Origin of the sequence: Paraburkholderia aromaticivorans, assembly GCF_002278075.1 — a bacterium.
In the GTDB taxonomy this organism is placed as follows: Bacteria; Pseudomonadota; Gammaproteobacteria; order Burkholderiales; family Burkholderiaceae; genus Paraburkholderia; species Paraburkholderia aromaticivorans.
Map to the genome: position 1 here is coordinate 408,318 of NZ_CP022990.1, position 21,871 is coordinate 430,188.

The window sequence follows — 21,871 nt, forward strand, 5'->3', positions numbered from 1 at the left end:
CGCCTCAAGCCGCCTCAAGCCGCCTCAAGCCGCCAGCACCGGCACCGCAGCCAGCGACGGCGCCTGCTTGCGTCTTTCGCGCGTGGGCGCGGTGCCGAACGCGTCGCGATAGCTCTTCGAGAAATGGCACGCCGACTGGAAGCCGCACGCCATCGTGATGTGCATGATCGACATGTCGGTTTGCAGCAGAAGCTCGCGCGCGCGCCGCAAACGCAGCGTCAGATAGTAATGCGTCGGCGTCATGCCCAGATGTTCGCGGAACAGGCGCTGCAATTGCCGTTGCGACATGCCGGCGAGCCGCGCGAGTTCTTCGCGCGAGAGCGGCTCCTCGATGTTGTTCTCCATCAGCGCGATCACTTCGAAGAGCGACTTGTTGGCCGAGCCGAGCCGCGCCACCAGCGGCATTTTCTGTTGCGCGCTGGTATCGCGCACATGTTCGACGATGAACTGCTCGGCGATCTGCGTGACACGTGCCGTGCCGACGCGCGGCGCGATCAGGTTCAGCATCATGTCGAGCGGCGCCACGCCGCCGGTGCACGTGACGCGATCGCGATCGATCACGAACAGTTCTTTCAGAAAGCGCGTGTCGGGAAACTCTTCCTTGAGCGCCGACATGTTCTCCCAGTGAATCGCGCAGGCATAACCGGCCAGCAAACCGGCGCGCGCCAGCGCATAGGTGCCGGTGCACAGGCTGCCGAGCACGCTGCCCATACGGGCGAAGCGGCGCAGTGCGGAAAGATGGGCGGGCGTGGTCGCGCGCTGCACGTCGATGCCGCCGACCACGAACACGATGTCCGGCTGGCCGACGCATTCCACCGGACCCGTGTCGACCGACAAGCCGTTGCTGGCCATGACCGGGCCACCCTCGGGACTCACGATCGACCAGCGGTAAAGCGTTTGTCCCGTCAGATAGTTCGCCATGCGCAGGACTTCAATCGCGTTGGTGAACGCAATCATGGTGAAGTTGGGAACCGGCATGAATGCGAAATGCGACAGCGATGCCGTGCGATCGGTGGACATGGGAGGAATGATTCCTTCGAATCTGTAATGTCGCGTCGCCGTGGGGAGCAGCGACTTCTCTAATTCTGAGGACTAGGGCAACTACCGTGCCATCAGGCTAAACCCTCGGTTGCGCGCCGTTCCACTCAGATAGTTGAACAACCGGCACCAGAACGGCGCTATCGAGGTTCATCGGCGCACCTGAACTGCGCGCGACGGTCAGTTGCAGTGCAACATGCGCGGCGCGTACAGCACGCTCGTTCGCTTGCCGGCGAAGACAGACGGGTGCCGACTTGTCGAAAAAGGACGCTCATGGCGGAAAAGGCAAAGAACGCGTCTGAATTCATAAATTGACGCGCGTGTCGAGCGTCAAGAATAGACCCAATGCACACCGGCGGCGGCAGGGGCGAAGCGAAGCCCAGGCGCGGCTTCCGGCCCTCCGTCAACGACTCCACGGACCTTCCATGTCGAACCCGAATCCTTTCTTCGAAGAATCGCTCGCCACACGCGACGCGGCGGTGCGCGGCGCTATTTTGAAAGAGCTCGAGCGCCAGCAGTCGCAAGTTGAACTGATTGCGTCGGAAAACATCGTATCGCGCGCGGTGCTCGAAGCGCAGGGCTCGGTGCTGACCAACAAGTATGCGGAAGGCTATCCGGGCAAGCGTTACTACGGCGGTTGCGAATACGCCGACGTGATCGAAACGCTGGCGCTCGATCGTATCAAGCAGCTTTTCAACGCGAAGTTCGCCAACGTGCAGCCGCATTCCGGCGCGCAGGCGAACGGCGCGGTGATGCTCGCGCTGGTGAAGCCGGGCGACACGGTGCTCGGCATGTCGCTCGACGCGGGCGGCCACCTCACGCACGGCGCGAAGCCGGCCATGTCCGGCAAATGGTTCAACGCCGTGCAGTACGGTGTGAATCGCGACACGATGCTGATCGACTACGAGCAGATCGAAGAACTCGCGCAGCAGCATAAACCCGCGCTGCTGATCGCAGGCTTCTCGGCGTATCCGCGCGCGCTCGACTTCGCACGGCTGCGCGCGATTGCCGACGGCGTCGGCGCCAAACTGATGGTGGATATGGCGCACATCGCCGGCGTGATCGCGGCGGGCCGTCATCAGAATCCGGTCGAGCATGCGCATGTGGTCACCTCGACCACCCACAAGACACTGCGCGGCCCGCGCGGCGGCTTCGTGCTGACGAATGACGAAGACATCGCGAAGAAAATCAATTCGGCGGTGTTTCCCGGCTTGCAGGGCGGTCCGCTGATGCACGTGATCGCCGGCAAGGCAGTCGCGTTCGGCGAGGCGCTGCAACCCGGGTTCAAGACTTATATCGACAGCGTGCTCGCCAATGCGCAGACGCTCGGCGAAGTGCTGAAGGCAGGCGGCGTGGATCTGGTGACGGGCGGCACGGACAACCATCTGCTGCTGGTCGATCTGCGGCCGAAGGGCCTCAAGGGCAATCAGGTCGAGCAGGCGCTGGAACGCGCGGGCATTACCTGCAACAAGAACGGCATTCCGTTCGACACCGAGAAGCCCACGATCACCTCCGGCATTCGCCTCGGCACACCCGCGGGCACGACGCGCGGCTTCGGTGTGAGCGAGTTCCGCGAAGTCGGGCGGCTGATCGTCGAGGTGCTCGACGCGCTGCGCGACCACCCGGAAGGCCACGCCGCCACCGAACAACGCGTGCGCCGCGAGATTTTCGCGCTGTGCGAACGCTTTCCCATCTACTAAGCACGCCTGGAGCAAACGATGAGCACTTTGCACGACAACAGCATCATCATCGACGGTCTGAACATTTCGAAGTTCGAGCGCTCGGTGTTCGAGGACATGCGCAAGGGCGGCGTGACCGCGGTGAACTGCACGGTCTCGGTCTGGGAGAGCTTCCAGAAGACCGTCGACAACATCGCCGAGATGAAGCAGCAGATCCGCGAGTACGGCGAAATCCTCACGCTCGTGCGCACCACGGACGACATTTTCCGCGCGAAGAAAGAGAACAAGACGGGCATCATTTTCGGTTTCCAGAACGCTCATGCTTTCGAGGACAACCTCGGCTATATCGAGGCGTTCAAGGATCTCGGCGTAAACGTGGTGCAGCTTTGCTACAACACGCAGAATCTGGTGGGCACCGGCTGCTATGAACGCGACGGCGGCCTGTCGGGCTACGGCCGCGAAGTGATTCAGGAGATGAACCGCGTCGGCATCATGGTCGATCTCTCGCACGTGGGCGGCAAGACTTCTTCAGAAGCGATCGCGGCTTCGAACAAGCCCGTGTGCTATTCGCATTGCTGCCCGTCGGGTTTGAAAGAGCACCCGCGCAACAAGAGCGACGAGCAACTCAAAGAGATCGCGGACGCGGGCGGTTTCGTCGGCGTGACGATGTTCGCGCCGTTCCTCAAGCGCGGCGCCGACGCGACCGTCGAAGACTATATCGAAGCGATCGAGTACGTGGTGAATCTGATCGGCGAAGACCAGGTCGGCATCGGCACGGACTTTACGCAAGGCTACAGCACGGAGTTCTTCGACTGGATCACGCACGACAAAGGCCGCTATCGCCAGTTGACCAACTTCGGCAAGGTCGTGAACCCGGAAGGCATTCGCACGATCGGCGAGTTTCCGAACCTGACGGCCGCGATGGAGCGCGCCGGCTGGAGCGAGACGCGCATCAAGAAGATCATGGGCGAAAACTGGGTGCGGGTATTCGGCGAAGTCTGGAAGGTTTGACGTCTTCCTGAAACGAAAACCATCCCACGGATAAAAGCGGAGCCTCCACATGCAACCCCAACTGCCTATCGACGTCGATGCGAACACCGGCGTCTGGACCACCGACGCGCTGCCGATGCTGTACGTGCCGCGTCATTTCTTCACCAACAACCACACCGCCGTGGAAGAAGCACTCGGCCTCGATACGTATGCCGGGATTCTCTACAAGGCCGGCTACAAGTCCGCCTATTTCTGGTGCGACAAGGAAGCCAAGCAGCACGGCATTGCGGGCATGGCCGTATTCGAGCATTACCTGAAGCGTCTGTCGCAGCGCGGCTGGGGCATCTTCACGATCACCGAAGCCGATCCGTCGAGCTCGCACGCGCGCATCGAGCTGCATCACTCGTCGTTCGTGCTGGCGCAGCCGGGCAAGGTGGGCAAGCTTTGCTACATGTTCGCCGGCTGGTTCGCGGGCGCGATGGACTGGGTCAACGACACCGCGCCGGACGCTTCGCGCAAGGGCCCGCCGTCCCATTCCAGAGAAGCGCAATGCGCCGCTGAAGGCCACGAACACTGCGTGTTCGAAGTGTCGCCGCTCGCGTCGTAAGCGCAACCGTAAGCACACACATAAACGGCTTCCGTCACGGCGCACGGCACAGCGCAACAAGCAATTCATTCCGAGGTCGATCGCGATGCGTTACCCGAACCTTTTCAAGCCTCTCACGCTGAACAAGCTGACCTTGCGCAACCGCATCGTCAGCACCGCGCACGCGGAGGTCTATGCGGAACCGGGCGGCCTGCCCGGCGACCGTTATATCCGTTATTACGAGGAGAAGGCCAAGGGTGGCGTGGGCCTCGCCGTGTGCGGCGGCTCGAGCCCGGTGTCGATCGACAGCCCGCAAGGCTGGTGGAAGTCGGTGAACCTGTCGACCGACAAGATCATCGATCCGCTCGCGCGGCTCGCCGAAGCCATGCACACGCATGGCGCGAAGATCATGATCCAGGCCACGCACATGGGACGCCGCTCGGCGTTTCACGGCGAGCATTGGCCGCATCTGATGTCGCCGTCCGGCGTGCGTGAGCCGGTGCATCGCGGCAATGCGAAGATCATCGAGGTCGAGGAAATTCGCCGCATCATCGGCGACTTCGCGGCCGCGGCGAAGCGGGTGAAAGATGCGGGTATGGACGGCGTTGAAATTTCGGCGGCGCACCAGCATCTGATCGACCAGTTCTGGAGCCCGCGCACCAACTTCCGTACCGACGAGTGGGGCGGCTCGCTGGAGAACCGTCTGCGCTTCGGCACGGAAGTGTTGAAGGCCGTGCGTGAAGCAGTGGGCGCGGATTTCTGCGTCGGCTTGCGCATGTGCGGCGACGAGTTCCATGAAGACGGGCTCGATCACGAACAGCTGAAAGAGATCGCTCAGGCCATGAGCGAAACCGGTCTGATCGATTACCTCGGCGTGATCGGTTCGGGGGCGGACACGCATAACACGCTCGCCAACTGCATGCCGCCGATGGCGCTGCCGCCCGAGCCGTTCGTGCATCTCGCGGCCGGCATCAAGTCGGTGGTGAAGCTGCCCGTCATGCACGCGCAAAGTATTCGCGACGCGGGCCAGGCCGAGCGGCTGCTTGCCAGCGGCATGGTCGATCTGGTCGGCATGACGCGTGCGCAGATTGCCGATCCGCATATGGTCATCAAGATCCGCGATGGCCGCGAAGACGAAATCAAGCAATGCGTCGGCGCGAATTACTGCATCGATCGCCAGTACAACGGCCTCGACGTGCTGTGCGTGCAGAACGCTGCGACCTCGCGTGAAGCGACCATGCCGCATGTGATCGCCAAATCGCGCGGAGCGAAGCGCAAGGTGGTCGTGGTCGGCGCGGGGCCGGCGGGACTGGAAGCGGCGCGCGTGGCGAAGTCGCGCGGTCACGACGTGGTGCTGTTCGAGAAGAACGACTACGTGGGCGGCCAGATCATGCTGGCCGCGAAAGCGCCGCAGCGTGAACAGATGGCGGGCATCGTGCGCTGGTTCGACATGGAGACGAAGCGCCTCGGCGTGGACCGGCGTCTCGGTGTCGCCGCCGACGAGAAAACCATCATGGCCGAGAAGCCGGACATCGTCGTGCTCGCCACGGGCGGTTCGTCGTTCACGTCGCAGGTGGCGGCGTGGGGCGTCGACGAAGGTCTTGCGGTGAGTTCGTGGGATGTCTTGTCCGGCAAGGTCGAACCGGGCAAGAACGTGCTGGTCTATGACGGCGTCAGCACGCATGCCGGCGCGGGCGTGGCCGATTTCATGTCGAGCCGCGGCTCGAACGTCGAGATCGTCACGCCGGACGTGAAAGTGGCCGACGACGTGGGCGGCACCACGTTCCCGATCTTCTACCGCCGTCTCTATGCGCAAGGCGTGATCCATACGCCGAACTACTGGCTCGACAAGGTCTACGAGGAAGACGGCAAGAAGATCGCCGTGATCCGCAACGAGTACACCGAAGAGCAGGAAGAGCGCGCGGTGGATCAGGTGGTGATCGAAAACGGCAGCACGCCGAACGACGAGTTGTACTGGAAGCTCAAGCCTGAGTCGCTGAATCGCGGTCAGGTGGACGTGCACAAGCTGTTCGCCTCGGAGCCGCAGCCGTCGCTTGCCGAAGAACTCGGCAATGGCCGCTTCCTGTTGTTCCGTGTCGGCGACTGCATTTCCATGCACAACATTCACGGCGCGATCTACGACGCGCTGCGTCTTTGCAAGGATTTTTGACGATGAGCCCCGTGTTTGTCATCACCGTCCTGCTGTGGCTGTCGGTGGCCGGTCTGGCGTTCGCGCTCGTCAAGCGCGCCGCGTATTGGCGCGAAGGCCGCGCCACGGCGGCGGGCGCCTATGGCTGGACCAATCTGCTGGCGATTCCCAAGCGCTATTTCGTCGATCTGCATCATGTCGTGGCGCGCGATCCGTACATTGCCAGAACGCACGTGGCGACCGCCGGCGGCGCGATTCTCGCGATGGCGCTGGTATTCGTCAACTACGGTCTGGCGATTTACTCGCCGCGGCTCGACAAGCTGATCTTTCTGGCCGCGCTCGTGATGCTGGTCGGCGCGGTGTTCGTCTGGCGCCGCCGCCACGGCGCGAAAGCGGTGCCGGCGCGGCTCTCGCGCGGGCCGTGGGATCATCTGCCGCTGTTGCTCGGCTCGTTCGCGCTCGGCCTCGTGCTGTTCGTCGCACTGCCGGCTGCCGCGATGTCTGGCGCGCTGGCCGTCGTCGTCGCGTTGCTGATCGCGGCGGGCGCGTTCGCGATGACCTTCGGCGCGGCGCGCGGCGGTCCGATGAAGCATGCGCTCGCCGGTTTGCTGCATCTCGCGTTCCATCCGCGTCAGGAGCGCTTTGCCGAGCGCAACGACACCGACGTGGTGCCGCCGACCGCCTTGAAAGCACCGCTGCTCGACGCGAAGGAATACGGGGTCGGCAAGCCGGTCGAATTCCGCTGGAACCAGTTGCTCAGCTTCGACGCCTGCGTGCAGTGCGGCAAGTGCGAAGCGGCCTGTCCCGCGTTCGCCGCCGGTCAGCCGCTCAATCCGAAGAAGCTGATTCAGGACCTGGTCACCGGCATGGTGGGCGGCACGGACGCCGACTACGCGGGCAGTCCGACGCCGGGCATCCCGCTCGGCAAGCATGCGGGCGCGCCGGGCAAGCCGCTGATATCCAGTTTGATCGAAGCGGACACGCTGTGGTCCTGCACGACCTGCCGCGCTTGCGTGCAGGAGTGCCCGATGCTGATCGAGCATGTGGATGCGATCGTGGATATGCGCCGCAACCAGACGCTGGTCGAAGGCAGCGTGCCGGGCAAGGGGCCGATCACGCTCGCGAATCTGCGCGAGACGGGCAGCTCGAACGGCTACGACATCGGCGCGCGTTACGACTGGGCCGTCGATCTGCAAGTGCAGGTCGCGCAGCCGGGCCGTCCGGTGGACGTATTGCTGATCGCCGGCGAAGGCGCCTTCGACATGCGCTATCAACGCACGTTGCGCGCGCTCGTCAAGGTGCTGAACCGGGCGGGCATCGACTATGCGGTACTGGGCGGCGTGGAAACCGACACCGGCGACACCGCCCGCCGTCTCGGCGACGAGGCCACCTTCCAGCAGCTCGCGCACAAACTGATCGGCACGCTGTCGCAGTACTCGTTCCGTAAGATCGTCACCGCGGACCCGCATGTGCTGCACAGCCTGCGCAATGAGTATCGCGCGCTGGGCGGTTTTTACGAGGTGCAGCATCACACGGCGCTGATCGAGCAACTGGTCGCGAGCGGCAAGCTCACGCCGCGCGCGGTGGCCGCCTTCGCGGATCGCAAGATCACGTATCACGACCCGTGCTATCTGGGCCGCTATAACGGTGAGACGGAGGCGCCGCGCCTTTTGTTGAAGTCGATCGGCATCAAGGTCGTGGAGATGGAGCGCAACGGAATGCGCGGACGCTGCTGCGGCGGTGGCGGCGGTGCACCCTTGACGGATATTCCGGGCAAGCGGCGCATCCCCGACATCCGTATCGACGACGCCAAAACCGTCGGCGCGGAGATCGTCGCAGTGGGTTGTCCGAATTGCACGGCCATGCTCGAAGGCGTAGTGGGGCCGCGTCCGGAAGTCCTGGACGTTGCCGAACTGGTTGCAGCGGCGCTGGAGTAACGCGATGAACACTCTCAAACGAATCGATCCGCGCCGTCCGTTCACGATCACGGCGGACGGACTCCGGCGTATCACGCTCGGCGTGACGGGCGTGGCGGGTTCGCTGGAATTCGCCGCGCTCGGCGCCTCGCACCGCGACCAGGCCAAACCGCGCCGCACCACGGCGACGCCTCAGCGCGTGATGCTGGTAGCCGCCCATGCGGACCGCGGCGCGCTCGACGATCACGCCCGCCAGGCGCTGGCCGGCGCCGCCCTGATTGCGGACGCGACGACCGAAGTCGTATTGCTGGTGTTCGGCGAGTTCAGCGGCGACGCCGCCGCGCTCGGCGCGGACAAGCTGATCGAATTGCCGATGTTCGACCGCCGCGCCTTCGCGCCGGTGGACGAATTGAACGCGCTGGCCGCGTGCGTCGCGGCCTACGCGCCGGTCCATATTTTCCTGCCCGATAACGCCACCGGCGACGGCGACCTGGGACGCCGCTACGCAGCCGCCGCGAATGCAAGCGTCGCGACGCATGTCGTCGAGATCGACGCCGCGCACGTGGCCGCCTATGTTCAGGCGAATACAGCGTTCGCCGTGCGCGCGTTGCCCGAGGTCGTGCTGCTCGCGCCCAATGCGGTCGATCCGAAGCTGCCGTTCGTCGGTGCCGGCGAACGGGTCATGTGGCGCTTCGACGGCGCTCCGGCTTCCGCGCGAGGCGCGGTACGCGATCTGGGCATCGAGGAAATCGACGCCGCGCAACTGGCGCTCGAAGAAGCGGATTTCATCGTCTCGGCGGGCAACGGCGTGAGCGACGTGCCGGCGTTCGAGCGTCTCGCGGCCACGCTCGGCGCGGCAATCGGCGCGAGCCGCGTGGCCGTGGACGACGGCAAGTTCACCCGCGACAAGCAGATCGGCGCGACCGGCAAGACCGTCGAAGCGAGCGTTTATATCGCCTTCGGCATTTCCGGCGCGGTGCAGCATCTGCAAGGGATCAAGGACTGCCGCCATGTGATCGCGGTGAATCTCGACGCGAGCGCGCCGATCGCCAAACGCGCGAATCTGACCGTGATCGCGGACGCGCAGGAAACCATCGCGGCGCTCAACGAAGCAGCGGCCGTGGCGCGCACGGCACGCGGAACCGGTGCGGCGCTGCTGAATTCATCGGCTGTCGTCGAAGGAGCGCTCGCATGAAAATCGCCGTCCTTGTTTCCGTGGGCCGTCATCCGGTGAGCGGCACGGCGCGGTACAGCCGTAACGACGCCGCCGCGCTGACCATGGCGCTCGCGCTCGCCAGAACGAACAACGCCACGCTCGAGGTGCTGCATGCGGGCGATCCATCGAACCCTGCGTTGCAGGAGTATCTGGCGCTCGGCGCGCGGTCGGTCGAAGTGCTGGACCTGGCCACGACGCCTGAAATGCAGGCGGACGCAGCCGCTGCGCTGGCGGCGCGGCTGGGCGGCTACGAGCTCGTGCTGACCGGCACGCGCGCCGAAGGCGCATTCGACAGCGGCATGCTGCCGTATCGCGTCGCCCATGCGCTGGAGATCGCGCTGGTCGGCGCCGCGGTCGACATCACGTTGCGTGACGGCTGCGCGGAAGTCCGCCAGTTCATGCCGAAGGGTTTGCGCCGGCGCGTCGAAGTCCAACTGCCCGCGCTGATCGCGGTGCATCCGATGGCCAACGCCGCACCTACCTACGCCTACGCACGGTTGCGCGAAGGCACGATCCGTCCGGTCGCCACGCAAGCGGCCGGCGGCCCTGAAGGCCTCGCCTGGAGCGTCCGTCCGGCGGCCGCCAAGCCGGTGCGTCTCGCCGCCGCCGAAAAGCGCTCGGGCCACGCCCGCATGCTATCGGCGACCACGACCGAAAGCCGCGGGGGCTCCGTCGTAATTGAAGGGAGTTCCGTCGAAAAAGCACAAGTGATCCTCGCGTATTTGCGCGAGCATCAACTCGTGGATTACTGATTTCCGGTTCGGGCCAGCATGCGACCAGGAGGGCCTGGCGCGGCGCCAGACGTGACATGCAACGGAGCACACAATGAAAGTTTCGGCAGACGTTCGCGCAATGATCGAACGCCGTAAGACGAATTACACGCTGGAAGCGCCTTTCTATACGAGCGAGGATATTTTCGCGCTCGACATGGACGCGATCTTCCGGCAACACTGGATTCAGGTCGCGGTGGAGCCGGACGTGCCGGAACCGGGCGACTACATCACCGTGGAGGTCGGCAACGATTCGATCCTGATCGTGCGCGACGACGACATGCAGGTGAGGGCGTTTCACAACGTGTGCCGCCATCGCGGCGCTCGCCTGTGCAATACCGACAAAGGCTCGCTCGGCAATATCGTCTGTCCGTATCACAGCTGGACGTATAGCCTGAACGGCGATCTGATGTTCGCCGAGCACATGGGCGATCAGTTCGACCGCTGCAAACATAGCCTGAAGGCCGTGCATCTCGAGAACCTCGCGGGCCTCATTTTCATTTGCCTCGCGGACAATCCACCCGCGGACTTCGCCGTGATGCGTGCCGCGATGGAACCGTATCTGCTGCCGCACGATCTGGCCAGCTGCAAGGTCGCGGCTTCGATCGACATTATCGAAGACGGTAACTGGAAGCTCACGATGGAAAACAATCGCGAGTGCTATCACTGCGTCGCGAACCATCCCGAGCTGACCATTTCGCTGTACGAATACGGCTTTGGCTATCAGCGCACGCCGGCCAACGAAGAAGGCATGGCCGCTTTCGAAGAGACGGTGGCGCGCCGTACCGCGCAATGGGAAGCGATGCAGTTGCCGTCGGCGGAAATCGAACGGCTTGCCGATCTGGTTACGGGTTTTCGCACGCAACGCTTGCCGCTCGATCGCGACGGCGAATCGCAAACGCTCGACGCGAAAGTGGCCTCGAAGAAACTGCTCGGCGGCTTCGAGCAGGCGGATCTCGGCGGCCTGTCGTTCTGGACCCAGCCCAACTCGTGGCATCACTTCATGAGCGACCACATTGTCAGCTTCTCGGTGATTCCGCTCTCGGCGGGCAAGACGCTGGTGCGCACCAAGTGGCTCGTTCACAAGGACGCGCGCGAAGGCATCGACTACGACGTGAACAACCTCACGGCCGTATGGCGCGCGACGAACGACCAGGATCGCGCGCTCGTCGAATACTCGCAACGCGGCGCGACGAGCAGCGCGTACGAACCGGGTCCGTATTCGCCGTTCACGGAAGGTCTCGTCGAGAAATTCTGCGAGTGGTACATCGGCCGCCTGGCGGATTACAGCCATGCACCGGACACCCAGGACGCCGGCGAAACCGCGCCGGCTTCGCACGGCGAGAAAGTCGTGTCCTTCATGCGCTGAACGCGCCGCCGCAACCAGGAGTCGGAGAAAACAATGATGCGCGATCAGGCCACGTTTCAGCTCAGCACGGAGCCGGCTTCGGACCACGCTGCCAGCCGCGTCACGCAGCCGCGGTTCTGGGAGGCGCTGCCGGCGCGCTGGAACAGCGATACCGACGACACGCTGGTGTGCTGCCAGGTCCGGCAGGAAACGCATGACGTAAAGAGCTTTTTCTTTCGCGCGCCGTCCGGTCGGGCGTTCGTATTCGAGCCGGGCCAGTTCATCACGCTGGAACTGGAGATAGACGGCGAGTCGATCAATCGCTGCTATACGATCTCCTCGCCGCCCACGCGGCCGCATACGATCTCGATTACGGTGAAGCGCGTGCCGGGCGGCAAGGTGTCGAACTGGCTGCACGACAATCTTCACGCGGGCACCGAGGTTCGCGTGCTCGGACCGGCGGGCGAGTTCACCTGCGCGCGCCACCCGGCGCGCAAGTTCCTGTTTCTTTCGGCGGGCTCGGGCATTACGCCGCTAATGTCGATGAGCCGGGCGCATCATGAGCTCGGTGAAGACAGCGACATCGTGTTCGTGCACAGCGCCCGTACGCCGGACGACATTATCTTCGCGCGCGAACTCGATCTGATCGCGTCGAATCAGGCGCATTTCCGCACCGCGTTTGTTTGCGAACGGCTCGGCGCGCGCACGAACTGGCCTGGTGTGACCGGTTTTCTGACGCTGCCGCTGCTCAAACTGATTGCGCCGGACTTTCTGGAGCGTGAGATTTTCACCTGCGGACCCGCGCCGTACATGCAGGCCGTACGCAATCTGCTGGACGAGGGCGGGTTCGATCGCAGCCACTATCACGAGGAAAGTTTTTCATTCGAGACGGTGGCCGAGGTGGCCGCGCAATTGACCACCGCTCACGTCGCGGACGCATTGCAGGGTGCGAGCGCGCCCGTGAGCGCCGACAGCTTCATCGAGGCGCGCGAAGAGGCGGCCGGCTTCGCGCCCGTGTCCACGCCGTCGCCCGCAGCCGTTGAAACGGAAAGCCGCTTCAAGGTGAGTTTCGCCAAAAGCAATCGCGAGATCGAATGCGGCAGTGGCCAGCACGTGCTCGACGCGGCGAAGAAGGCGGGCGTACGGTTGCCCGCGTCGTGCACGCAGGGTATGTGCGGTACCTGCAAGGTCAAGCTGGTGTCCGGTGAAGTCGCGATGAAACATGCCGGCGGCATTCGCCAGCGTGAAATCGATCAGGGCATGGTGCTGCTGTGCTGCAGCAAGCCGTTGTCCGATCTGGTCGTGGATAAGTAAGACGAGAAGGACGGCCCCGCCAGTGGCCGAAGTCGCGTGCGGACAACTGGATGTCGGAAAACAACGCTACCCGGCAATTCTGGCTGGCGATTCTAAATGCACATTGGGTTGTTTTTGACGGCAAACGGGAGAGCGGCGATGGGACTGATCAGAAAGATGTTTGTGTTGAGCGCTTTGAGCGCGGCGCTGGCGGCAAGCAGCGTAAGTGTGTCGGCCGATACCAAGCCGACCATCAAGATCGGTTACGTGGAAGGCTGGGACGATAGCGTCGCGACTTCGAACGTGGCCGCGCGCGTGATCGAAAAGCGCCTCGGCTATCAGGTGCAACTCGTGCCGGTCGCAGCAGGCGTGATGTGGCAAGGCGTGGCGCGCGGCGATCTCGACGCGACGCTGTCCGCGTGGCTGCCGGTCACGCACGGCGCGTACTGGAACAACTTCAAGGACAAGGTGATCGATCTGGGTCCGAACTTCAACGATGCGAAGATCGGCCTGATCGTGCCGGATAACGCCGACGTGAAGAGCCTCGGCGATCTGGAGGCGAAGAAAGCGGAGTTCGGTTCGCGCATTGTCGGTATCGACGCCGGCGCGGGCGTGATGCAGAAGACCAGCGAGGCCATCAAGGCCTATGGACTCGACTACACGCTGATGCCGAGCTCGGGCAGCGCGATGACCGCGGAACTGGCGCGCTCGGAAGCGGCGAGCAAGCCGATTATCGTGACCGGCTGGAAGCCGCACTGGATGTTCGCGAAGTACAAGCTCAAATTCCTCGAAGATCCGAAGAAGGTGTTCGGCGAAGCGGAGCATGTGGATAGCGTGGTGAACCCTGACCTCGAGAAGAAGGCGCCGCCGGTTGTCGCGTTCCTCAAGAAGTTTCAATGGAAGCCGGGCGAGATCGACAGCGTGATGCTGGCGACGCAGAACGGCGAAAAGCCAACCGCTGCCGCCGACGCCTGGATCAGCGCGCACGGCGATCGTGTGGATAGCTGGGTGAAGTGATCCCGCTTTCCGTGTGAACGGGTTGCCGCTTTGAAGAGGCGGCAACCCCCAAAGAAAACGCCGCTGAAAAGCGGCGTTTTCCGTTATTGCAGCACGACGGTCCGATCGCCGTTGATGAACACCCGCCGCTCGATGAATGCCTTGACCGCGCGCGCGAGGGTGATGCATTCGACGTCGCGCCCGGTGGCGAGCAGGCGCTCCGGACTATACGAATGATCGACGCGCTCCACCACCTGTTCGATGATCGGGCCTTCGTCGAGATCGTCGGTGACGAAATGCGCGGTGGCGCCGATCAGTTTGACGCCGCGCGCATGCGCCTGGTGATACGGCTTCGCACCCTTGAAGCCGGGCAGGAACGAATGGTGGATATTGATCGCGCGTGCCGCGAGCGCACGGCTCGTTTCGCCGGACAGAATCTGCATATAGCGCGCGAGAATCATCAACTCCGCGCCGGAAGTCTCGAACAGATCGAGCAGGCGTGCTTCCTGTTGCGGCTTCGTATCGGCCGTGATCGGCAGATGGTGGAAGGGCAGGCCATGCTGCTGCGCCAACGGTTCCAGATCGCGATGATTCGAACCAATGCCGACGATGTCCATTTTCAGTTCGCCCATGCGCCAGCGGAACAGCAGATCGGCGAGACAGTGTTCGAGTTTCGACACCATGATCAGCACTTTCGGCCGCGTGTCGACGTCGTGCATCGCCCACGTCATGCGGAAGCGCTCGGCGATCGGCTCGAATTCGCGCTTGAGGGCCGCGGCGTGAAGCGTTTCGCTGCTGTCCACGCCGTGGAATACGCAGCGCACGAAGAAGCGCTCACTGAGGTCGTCGTCGAAAACGGTCAGTTCGTCGATATAGCAATGATGCCGGTCGAGAAAGCCGACGACGGCGGCAACCTGGCCCGCCGCGCTCGGACACGCGACGGTGAGAACCAGCTGATCGGGACGGGAATCGGCGGACATGCGCTCTCCACTTGGACAATAGGGCGATGCCGCGGGGCGCGGCATGCATCATCGCAGTAGATCAAATCAGGCGCGCACGCGGATAGAAGCTAAACGCCGTCGCGCTGGAACGGGAGCGTCAGGTTCGCCGGGCCGGTGCTCATTCGGCGTCGAGTCCGCATTCGCCGAGCAGCCATTGGCGAAAGGCGCTGACCGCGGGTGTGGCGGCGCGCTGCGTGACGAGCAGATAGCCGCGCTCGGTGACGACCGGCGGATCGAACAGTTCGACGAGTTGCCCGGTGGCGAGCAGTTCGTCGACGAGCGGCGCCCAGCCCAGCGCGACGCCCTGGCCCATGATGGCCGCATGGGCGACCAGCGTGAAACTGTTGAACGTGATGCCGCGGTGCGCGGGCGGTGCGTCCAGCCCATGCGCGCCGAACCAGTCCGCCCATGACAGCCAGCGCGCCGGCTGGGTCGGTTCGAGGTGCAGCAGCGGCAGGTGCAACAGGTCGGAGGGCGTGCGCAATGACGGGTGCGCCGCGACAAAGGCGGGACTGCACACCGGCGTGACCCGCTCGGGAAACAGCTTGACCACGCCGCGCGCGCTCCAGTCAGCGTGTTCGTCGCCGAATGCAATGGCGATGTCCGCCTGATCGTGCGATGGATCGAACACGCTTTGGGACGTGATGATCTTCACGTCGACGTCCGGCATCAGCGCCTTGAACTGCGATAGCCGTGGCATCAGCCAGTAGGTGGCGAACCCGAAGTCCGTGGAGAGCGTGAGGGTTTGCGGCGTGCGCCGCGCGCGGATCTCGGCCGTGGCGAGGCGAATCGTGTCGAGCGCGTGGCGCACCGCTTCGAACAGACGCACGCCGTCTTCCGTGAGCGTGACGCCGCGATGGCCGCGCTCGAAGAGCGGCGTGCCCAACGTTTCCTCAAGCTGCACGACGCGTTGACTGACCGCCGGCTGTGTCGAGCCCAGCTCGCGCGCGGCCGCCGTGAAGCTGGCCAGACGCGCCGCCGATTCGAACATGGTTAGCGCCTGCATCGGCGGCAAGCGATCCTGCCTCGGCATAACACCCCCTTATAGGCACATAACGAATTGCCGTCTTCACAGTGGCGAATTGAACGGCAATAGTGGTACGCATGGCGAGCCCGGCATGCGGGCCGCCGGCTCGCCGTCGTCATGACGGCGACATCCGCACCGACACTTGCGATTCTATTCGAGGCACGCCCCCATGCTTGAGAGCAAAAAGAATATCCTCATTCTGATGGCCGATCAGATGACGCCGTTCGCATTGGCCGCATACGGACACGGTCTGACGAAAACCCCCAATCTCGACCGCCTCGCGAAGCAGGGCGTGGTATTCGAATCGGCCTATTGCGCGAGTCCGCTGTGCGCGCCTTCGCGGTTTTCTTTTTTGTCGGGCAAGCTGCCGTCGGCAATCGGCGCGTATGACAATGCAGCGGAATTTCCGTCGCAAACGCTGACGTTCGCGCATTATCTTCGCGCCGAAGGGTATCGCACCATTCTGTCCGGCAAGATGCATTTCTGCGGCGCCGATCAGTTGCATGGCTTCGAAGAGCGGCTCACTACCGACATCTATCCCGCCGACTTCGGCTGGACACCCGACTGGGAACATTTCGAAGCACGCCCCACGTGGTATCACAACATGAGTTCCGTGATCGATGCCGGACCCTGCGTGCGCACCAATCAACTCGACTTCGACGACGAAGTCACCTTCACGACTCGCCAGAAACTCTTCGACATCGCACGCGAACGTCATGCCGGAAAAGATGCGAGACCGTTTTGCCTCGTCGCCTCGCTCACGCATCCGCACGACCCGTACGCGATTCCACAGAAGTACTGGGACATGTATCGCGATGAAGAGATCGACATGCCCACGTTTCGCGATTCGTTCGACGAGGCCGACCCGCACTCGAAACGTCTGCGCCATGTATGCGAAACCGACCGCACGCCGCCCACCGAACAGCAGATCCGTAATGCGCGCCGCGCCTACTACGGCGCGATTTCGTACGTCGACGATCAGTTCGGCGCGATCCTTGAGGCGCTCGAGCAATCGGGACTCGCGCAGGACACGGTGATCGTCGTGACCTCGGACCACGGCGAGATGCTCGGCGAGCGCGGCCTCTGGTACAAGATGACCTTCTTCGAAGGCGGCTGCCGCGTGCCGTTGATCGTGCACGCGCCGCAGCAATTCGACGCGCATCGCGTGCGGGCCTGCGTCTCGCATCTCGATCTGCTGCCCACGCTGGTTGAACTGGCGCGCGGCGCGCCACCGGCCGTGTGGCCCGATTCGCTCGATGGACAAAGCCTTCTGCCGCATCTGCAAGGCGGCCAAGGCGGGCACGACGAAGCCATCGGCGAATATCTGGCCGAAGGGGCAATCGCGCCGATCGTGATGTTGCGGCGCGGCCGCTTCAAATTCATTCACACGCCCGCGGATCCCGATCAACTGTACGACGTGGCGGCGGACCCGCTGGAGCGCGAGAATCTCGCCGCGCGTGGCGAATACGCCTCACGGGTCGCGGCTTTTCGTGACGAGATCGCGCAACGCTGGAACCTCGCCGCGCTGCACAACGAAGTGTTGCAAAGCCAGCGGCGGCGTCATTTTCATTTCGCAGCCACGACACAGGGCACGGTCGCATCATGGGACTGGCAGCCGCTCGTCGATGCGAGCCAGCGTTACATGCGCAATCACATCGATCTGGATACGCTCGAAGCGATGGCGCGCTTTCCCGCCGTCGCGCACTGATTCTCACTCTGCCAGTCCACCCCACCTCACGAACAGGAAGCCGACATAATGAAAAAGCTCTTCAATCAGGCGGTAACCGGCGTGGCGCTGCTGTGCGCGTCGGCCACATTCGCATTGGCCGCCGAGCCGCAGTCGTGCACGCAGGTCAACATGGCGGGGCCGGGATGGACCGACATCGACGCGACCAATGCGATGACCGGCGTGCTGTTGAAGGCGCTGGGCTACAGGCAGAACGTGGCGAATCTGTCGGTGCCGATCACGTATCAAGGCTTGAAGAAAGGGCAGATCGACGTGTTTCTCGGCAACTGGATGCCGGCGCAGGCGCCGGTCGTCAAGCCGTTCGAGGAAGAAAAGTCGATCGAGGTCGTGCATCCGAATCTAAGCAACGCCAAGTTCACGCTCGCCGTGCCCGACTACGTGGCGGCCTCCGGCATTCACTCCTTCGCTGATCTGGCAAAGAACGCCGACAAGTTCGACAGCAAGATTTATGGCATCGAGCCCGGCGCGCCGGCCAATCAGAACATCAAGAAGATGGTGGACGACAAGGCGTTCGGGCTCGGCAACTGGAAGCTTGTCGAGTCCAGTGAAACCGGCATGCTGACACAGGTGGAGCGCGCGGTGCGCGAGAAAAAATGGATCGTCTTTCTCGCGTGGGAACCTCATTTGATGAACACCCGCTTCAAACTCACCTACCTCGACGGCGGCGACCAATACTTCGGGCCCAACTACGGCGGCGCTACCGTCAATACGGTGGCGCGCAGCGGTTATGCCGAGCAGTGTCCGAATGTCGGCAAGCTGTTCAGGCAACTCACGTTCAATGTGGATCTGGAAAACGGCGTGATCACGGAAGTACTGGAAAAGAAGACCCCCGTGGACGCAGCCGCGGCGCAAGCGCTCAAGCGTCACCCCGAATTGCTGAAGTCGTGGCTCGACGGCGTGACCACGGCGAGCGGCGCCAATGGCTTGCAAGCCGTGCAAACCGCACTCGGCGTGAAATAAGCGCGCATTCCTAACCATGAGGTCGCGCGACGACAGATTTATGTCGCATCCGGTCGAATCCTCGCCAATCTGGCCTCGTATTCTTGATCCGGCGATATGGATGTGACTGGTCATCACATGTATCGCCGATAGCCTCAATCCGTTTTACTCGGTCTTAGCCGGTTTCGAACTGCCCGTCATGCGAGAAGCGCCGCGCGTTGGTCTACAGCGCGCGGCAGGGATCGCTTTATCCAACGAAATACGCAGGCAAAGAGCAGGGGAGAATTAGATGAAGAAGAGCAATGCCGTCAGCCTTTCGGGACTCGCTATCGCGGCAAGCGCCATCTGCGCGCCAACGGCGGCCCATGCGCAAAGCAGCGTCACACTGTACGGCATTCTGGATGCCGGCATTACCTACGTGAACAATGCCGGTGGTGCCCACCAGTTCAAATTCGACGACGGTATTTCATACGGTAACCGGATCGGTTTCAAGGGCGTCGAAGATCTCGGCGGCGGTCTGCAGGCCGTGTTCGTACTGGAGTCGGGTTTTCACCTGGGCAACGGGCAGCTCGGATTCGGCGGAGCGGAGTTCGGCCGCCAGGCTTATGTCGGCCTGAAGAACAACTGGGGCACCCTGTCGCTGGGTAACCAGCTCGACATGACCGAAGAGTTCGTCTACCTCTACAACATCTCGTCATGGGCGAGCGGCTACGCGATTCATCAGGGCGACTTCGACCGGATGAACGGTGACCGGTTGCCGAATTCGGTCAAGTTTCTCTCCAACGACTACGCGGGCTTCTCGTTCGGCGGCATGTATTCGTTCGGCAATACCGCCGGCGACTTCCACAACAAGAGCGCGTGGAGCGTGGGCGCGCGTTACGAGCACAGCGCGTTCAACATGGGCGCGGCCTATACGCAGCTGAACAACCCCTACGGCATCTATGCATTCGACCCGTACGCGATGATCGGCACGCGCACGTTCCTCGGCAAGCCGACCGTGTCCGTCGATCCGGCCACCGGCGCGGTGACGGATCTGTACAGCTCGACGGCGTTCCCGGTCGACAAGCAGGGGGCGTTCGCAGTGGGCGCGGCCTATACGATCGGCAAGGTCATGTTGAGCGGCGACTTCACGTACACGACGATCAAGGGTCTCGGCGAAACCTCGCATATGCAGGTCTATGAGCTGGGCGCGTCTTACACGTTCACCCCTGCGTTGATGCTGTACGGCGGGTATCAGCACACGCGGTTCGAGGGCAATCACTGGAACCAGGGCTCGCTCGGGCTGCACTACCTGTTGTCCAAGCGCACGGACGTCTATATTTCCGGCGATTATCTGCGCGCCTCCGATGGCGTGAACGCGGTGATCGGCTACAGCTTCACGCCGTCCTCGTCGAACACGCAGAGCGATGTGCGGATCGGCATGCGGCATTCGTTCTGACAGGCAGCGAAGGGCGGTCTTCCGTGTGACGGAAACCGCTCGCTCCATCACGATGTGCGTTCGAGCTGCTTCTTGAACGTCTCGATCAGCGCCCGCACTTTTGCCGGCGGATGGCTGGTGGGCGGAAACACCGCCTGAATGCTCGCGGGTTCGCTCGCCCACTCGGGCAGCAGGCGGATCAGCCGGCCCGCGGCGACATCGGCGCCGATCGAGAAATCCGTCAACAGCCCGAATCCGCCGCCGGCGAGGGTCGCCGAGCGGCACGCATTGGCCGTGTTCACCAGAAACGCGTTTTCGCAGCGCACGCTTTCGGCGTCGCCGTCGCCGTTGCGCTCGCCATTGCCGCGTCGCAATTCGAGCGTCAGCGGGTGCGGCAGAACCGTCAGCGCGCAATAGGGCATGGCCGACAGTTCGGCGGGCGTTTGCGGCTCTCCCCATATCTCGACGAACTCCGGGCTCGCGACGATCCACTTGACGAAGCTGCCCAGCTTCACCGCACGGTAGTTGGAATCGGCCAGCCGGCCGAGGCGGATCGCCACGTCGATGCCGTCCGCGATGAGATCCACATATTGGTCGGTGCACAGCAATTCGACATTGAGCTGCGGATGCGCGCGGCGCAGTTCGACGAGTGCCGGCGCGACCGCCAGCGAGCCGTAATCGATCGGCGAACTGACGCGCAAGGTGCCGCGCACGGGCGCCGCTTCTCCGCCGATCGCCGTCAGCGCTTCTTCCGTGGCGCGCAGGATCTTCACGCTGGCGTCGTAGAACGCGCGGCCCGGTTCCGTCAGACCGAGCCGGCGGGTGGTGCGGACCAGCAGGCTCGCGCCCACCTCGGCTTCAAGCCGCTGCATGTGCGTGCTGACCATCGTTTTGGCGAGGCCCAGACGCGCTGCCGCGGCGGTCAGCGAGCCGGCCTCGACCACCGCGACGAAGATCGCCAGCCGGTTCAGGTTTACGTCGCGTACGTCGGCCATGGTGGATTGTCCATCTTCGATTGATTGTGTTTCCCGGATTATCGGGCTTCTGCGAAGGCGCTCGTGCGCATTATGCTCGCTCCATCCCTTAACGCTTCATGGAGCCTGTTATGCCCGCTGCCCAACCCGCCCAGCCGATCCGCCTGTACACAACGCCGCTATCCGGCCATGGGCATCGGGTAAAGCTCTTTCTGACGCTGCTCGGCCTGCCGTTCGAAGTCGTCGAGCTGGATATGAAGGCCGGCGAGAACCGCAAGCCCGCGTATCTGGCGCTCAACCCGTTCGGACAGGTGCCTACGATTCAGGACGGCGAAGTGACGCTGTTCGATTCGAACGCGATTCTGGTGTATCTGGCAAAGCGTTACGGCGACGCCTCGTGGTTGCCGGACGACCCGCTCGGCGCTGCCGCGGTGCAGCGCTGGCTGTCGCTCGCGGCCGGGCAGATCGCATACGGCCCTTGCGCCGCGCGGCTCGTCACCGTATTCGGCGCGCCGCTCGATCACGAGAACGCGAAGAAGATCGCCGCGAAGCTGTTCGAGGTGCTCGACCGTGAACTCGCGGACAAGCCGTTCGCGGCGGGCAATCAGGTGACGATTGCCGACGTTGCGGCGCACACCTATATCGCGCATGCGCCGGAAGGCGGCGTGTCGCTCGAACCGTATCCGAACATTCGTGCGTGGCTGCGCCGTGTCGAGGCGTTGCCGCGGTTCGTCGCCATGCCGTCGACGAAGGCGGGGCTGCTCGCCGGGTGAGCAGCCGATACT

General features: G+C 63.5%; 18 protein-coding genes. 14 read left to right on the forward strand and 4 right to left on the reverse strand.

Translation table 11 applies throughout. The features are described 5' to 3' along the window. Positions 1 to 24: 24 nt before the first annotated feature. The gene (locus tag CJU94_RS21590) at positions 25 to 1,020 is read right to left on the reverse strand and encodes a GlxA family transcriptional regulator (RefSeq protein WP_095420743.1); all 996 of its coding nucleotides are present in this window, start codon (positions 1,018 to 1,020) and stop codon (positions 25 to 27) included. Between the two features lie 443 nt (positions 1,021 to 1,463). On the opposite strand from CJU94_RS21590, the gene CJU94_RS21595 reads away from it, so the two are divergent. The 10 genes from CJU94_RS21595 (at position 1,464) to CJU94_RS21640 (ending at position 14,002) form a co-directional block, all read left to right on the forward strand. Beyond that, on the forward strand, positions 1,464 to 2,738 hold the full coding sequence (locus CJU94_RS21595) for a serine hydroxymethyltransferase (protein ID WP_095420744.1): 1,275 nt from the start codon (positions 1,464 to 1,466) through the stop codon (positions 2,736 to 2,738). 18 nt (positions 2,739 to 2,756) lie between these two features. Next, on the forward strand, positions 2,757 to 3,728 hold the full coding sequence (locus tag CJU94_RS21600) for a dipeptidase (protein ID WP_012426939.1): 972 nt from the start codon (positions 2,757 to 2,759) through the stop codon (positions 3,726 to 3,728). A 49-nt stretch (positions 3,729 to 3,777) separates the two neighbouring features. Continuing rightward, the gene (locus CJU94_RS21605) at positions 3,778 to 4,314 is read left to right on the forward strand and encodes a DUF5943 domain-containing protein (protein WP_095420745.1); all 537 of its coding nucleotides are present in this window, start codon (positions 3,778 to 3,780) and stop codon (positions 4,312 to 4,314) included. An 85-nt stretch (positions 4,315 to 4,399) separates the two neighbouring features. Beyond that, positions 4,400 to 6,463 (forward strand): NADH:flavin oxidoreductase, encoded by a 2,064-nt coding sequence (locus CJU94_RS21610; protein ID WP_095420746.1) that lies wholly within the window; start codon positions 4,400 to 4,402, stop codon positions 6,461 to 6,463. Positions 6,464 to 6,465: 2 nt separating this feature from the next. Next, positions 6,466 to 8,379 carry a (Fe-S)-binding protein gene (locus CJU94_RS21615; RefSeq protein ID WP_095420747.1) on the forward strand — a complete coding sequence of 638 codons (1,914 nt, stop codon included), beginning with the start codon at positions 6,466 to 6,468 and terminating at the stop codon, positions 8,377 to 8,379. A 4-nt stretch (positions 8,380 to 8,383) separates the two neighbouring features. Further along, positions 8,384 to 9,553 carry an electron transfer flavoprotein subunit alpha/FixB family protein gene (locus CJU94_RS21620; protein ID WP_095420748.1) on the forward strand — a complete coding sequence of 390 codons (1,170 nt, stop codon included), beginning with the start codon at positions 8,384 to 8,386 and terminating at the stop codon, positions 9,551 to 9,553. After that, positions 9,550 to 10,326, forward strand: coding sequence for a drug:proton antiporter (locus tag CJU94_RS21625; protein WP_095420749.1), 777 nt, complete (start codon positions 9,550 to 9,552; stop codon positions 10,324 to 10,326). Before CJU94_RS21620 ends, CJU94_RS21625 begins: the two co-directional genes overlap by 4 nt. Before the next feature lie 73 nt (positions 10,327 to 10,399). Continuing rightward, complete coding sequence (locus CJU94_RS21630) at positions 10,400 to 11,713, forward strand: aromatic ring-hydroxylating oxygenase subunit alpha (protein ID WP_095420750.1); 1,314 nt, start codon at positions 10,400 to 10,402, stop codon at positions 11,711 to 11,713. A gap of 33 nt (positions 11,714 to 11,746) precedes the next feature. Then, entirely contained in the window at positions 11,747 to 13,006 is a 1,260-nt protein-coding gene (locus tag CJU94_RS21635; RefSeq protein ID WP_095420751.1) for an FAD-binding oxidoreductase, read from the forward strand. A gap of 138 nt (positions 13,007 to 13,144) precedes the next feature. After that, on the forward strand, positions 13,145 to 14,002 hold the full coding sequence (locus CJU94_RS21640; protein WP_095420752.1) for a glycine betaine ABC transporter substrate-binding protein: 858 nt from the start codon (positions 13,145 to 13,147) through the stop codon (positions 14,000 to 14,002). 83 nt (positions 14,003 to 14,085) lie between these two features. On the opposite strand, the gene purU is transcribed toward CJU94_RS21640, so the two are convergent. Together purU and CJU94_RS21650 are read right to left on the reverse strand one after the other, a co-directional pair. Then, entirely contained in the window at positions 14,086 to 14,961 is an 876-nt protein-coding gene (purU, locus tag CJU94_RS21645; protein ID WP_095420753.1) for a formyltetrahydrofolate deformylase, read from the reverse strand. Positions 14,962 to 15,100: 139 nt separating this feature from the next. Next, entirely contained in the window at positions 15,101 to 16,015 is a 915-nt protein-coding gene (locus CJU94_RS21650; protein ID WP_095420754.1) for a choline sulfate utilization transcriptional regulator, read from the reverse strand. A 163-nt stretch (positions 16,016 to 16,178) separates the two neighbouring features. Between CJU94_RS21650 and betC the strand changes: the two genes are divergently transcribed. The 3 genes from betC (at position 16,179) to CJU94_RS21665 (ending at position 20,133) form a co-directional block, all read left to right on the forward strand. Next, positions 16,179 to 17,717 (forward strand): choline-sulfatase, encoded by a 1,539-nt coding sequence (gene betC / locus CJU94_RS21655; protein WP_095420755.1) that lies wholly within the window; start codon positions 16,179 to 16,181, stop codon positions 17,715 to 17,717. A 48-nt stretch (positions 17,718 to 17,765) separates the two neighbouring features. After that, a complete protein-coding gene (locus CJU94_RS21660) occupies positions 17,766 to 18,716 on the forward strand; it encodes a choline ABC transporter substrate-binding protein (RefSeq protein WP_095420756.1) in 951 nt (316 codons plus the stop codon). A gap of 268 nt (positions 18,717 to 18,984) precedes the next feature. Beyond that, positions 18,985 to 20,133: a porin gene (locus CJU94_RS21665; protein ID WP_095420757.1), complete on the forward strand. Its 1,149-nt coding sequence runs from the start codon at positions 18,985 to 18,987 to the stop codon at positions 20,131 to 20,133. 47 nt (positions 20,134 to 20,180) lie between these two features. Here CJU94_RS21665 and CJU94_RS21670 read toward each other — a convergent pair whose 3' ends face one another. Continuing rightward, positions 20,181 to 21,107 carry a LysR family transcriptional regulator gene (locus CJU94_RS21670; protein WP_095420758.1) on the reverse strand — a complete coding sequence of 309 codons (927 nt, stop codon included), beginning with the start codon at positions 21,105 to 21,107 and terminating at the stop codon, positions 20,181 to 20,183. Positions 21,108 to 21,217: 110 nt separating this feature from the next. Here CJU94_RS21670 and CJU94_RS21675 point away from each other — a divergent pair, with 110 nt between their 5' ends. Continuing rightward, positions 21,218 to 21,859 carry a glutathione S-transferase family protein gene (locus CJU94_RS21675; protein WP_095420759.1) on the forward strand — a complete coding sequence of 214 codons (642 nt, stop codon included), beginning with the start codon at positions 21,218 to 21,220 and terminating at the stop codon, positions 21,857 to 21,859. Positions 21,860 to 21,871: the final 12 nt, after the last annotated feature.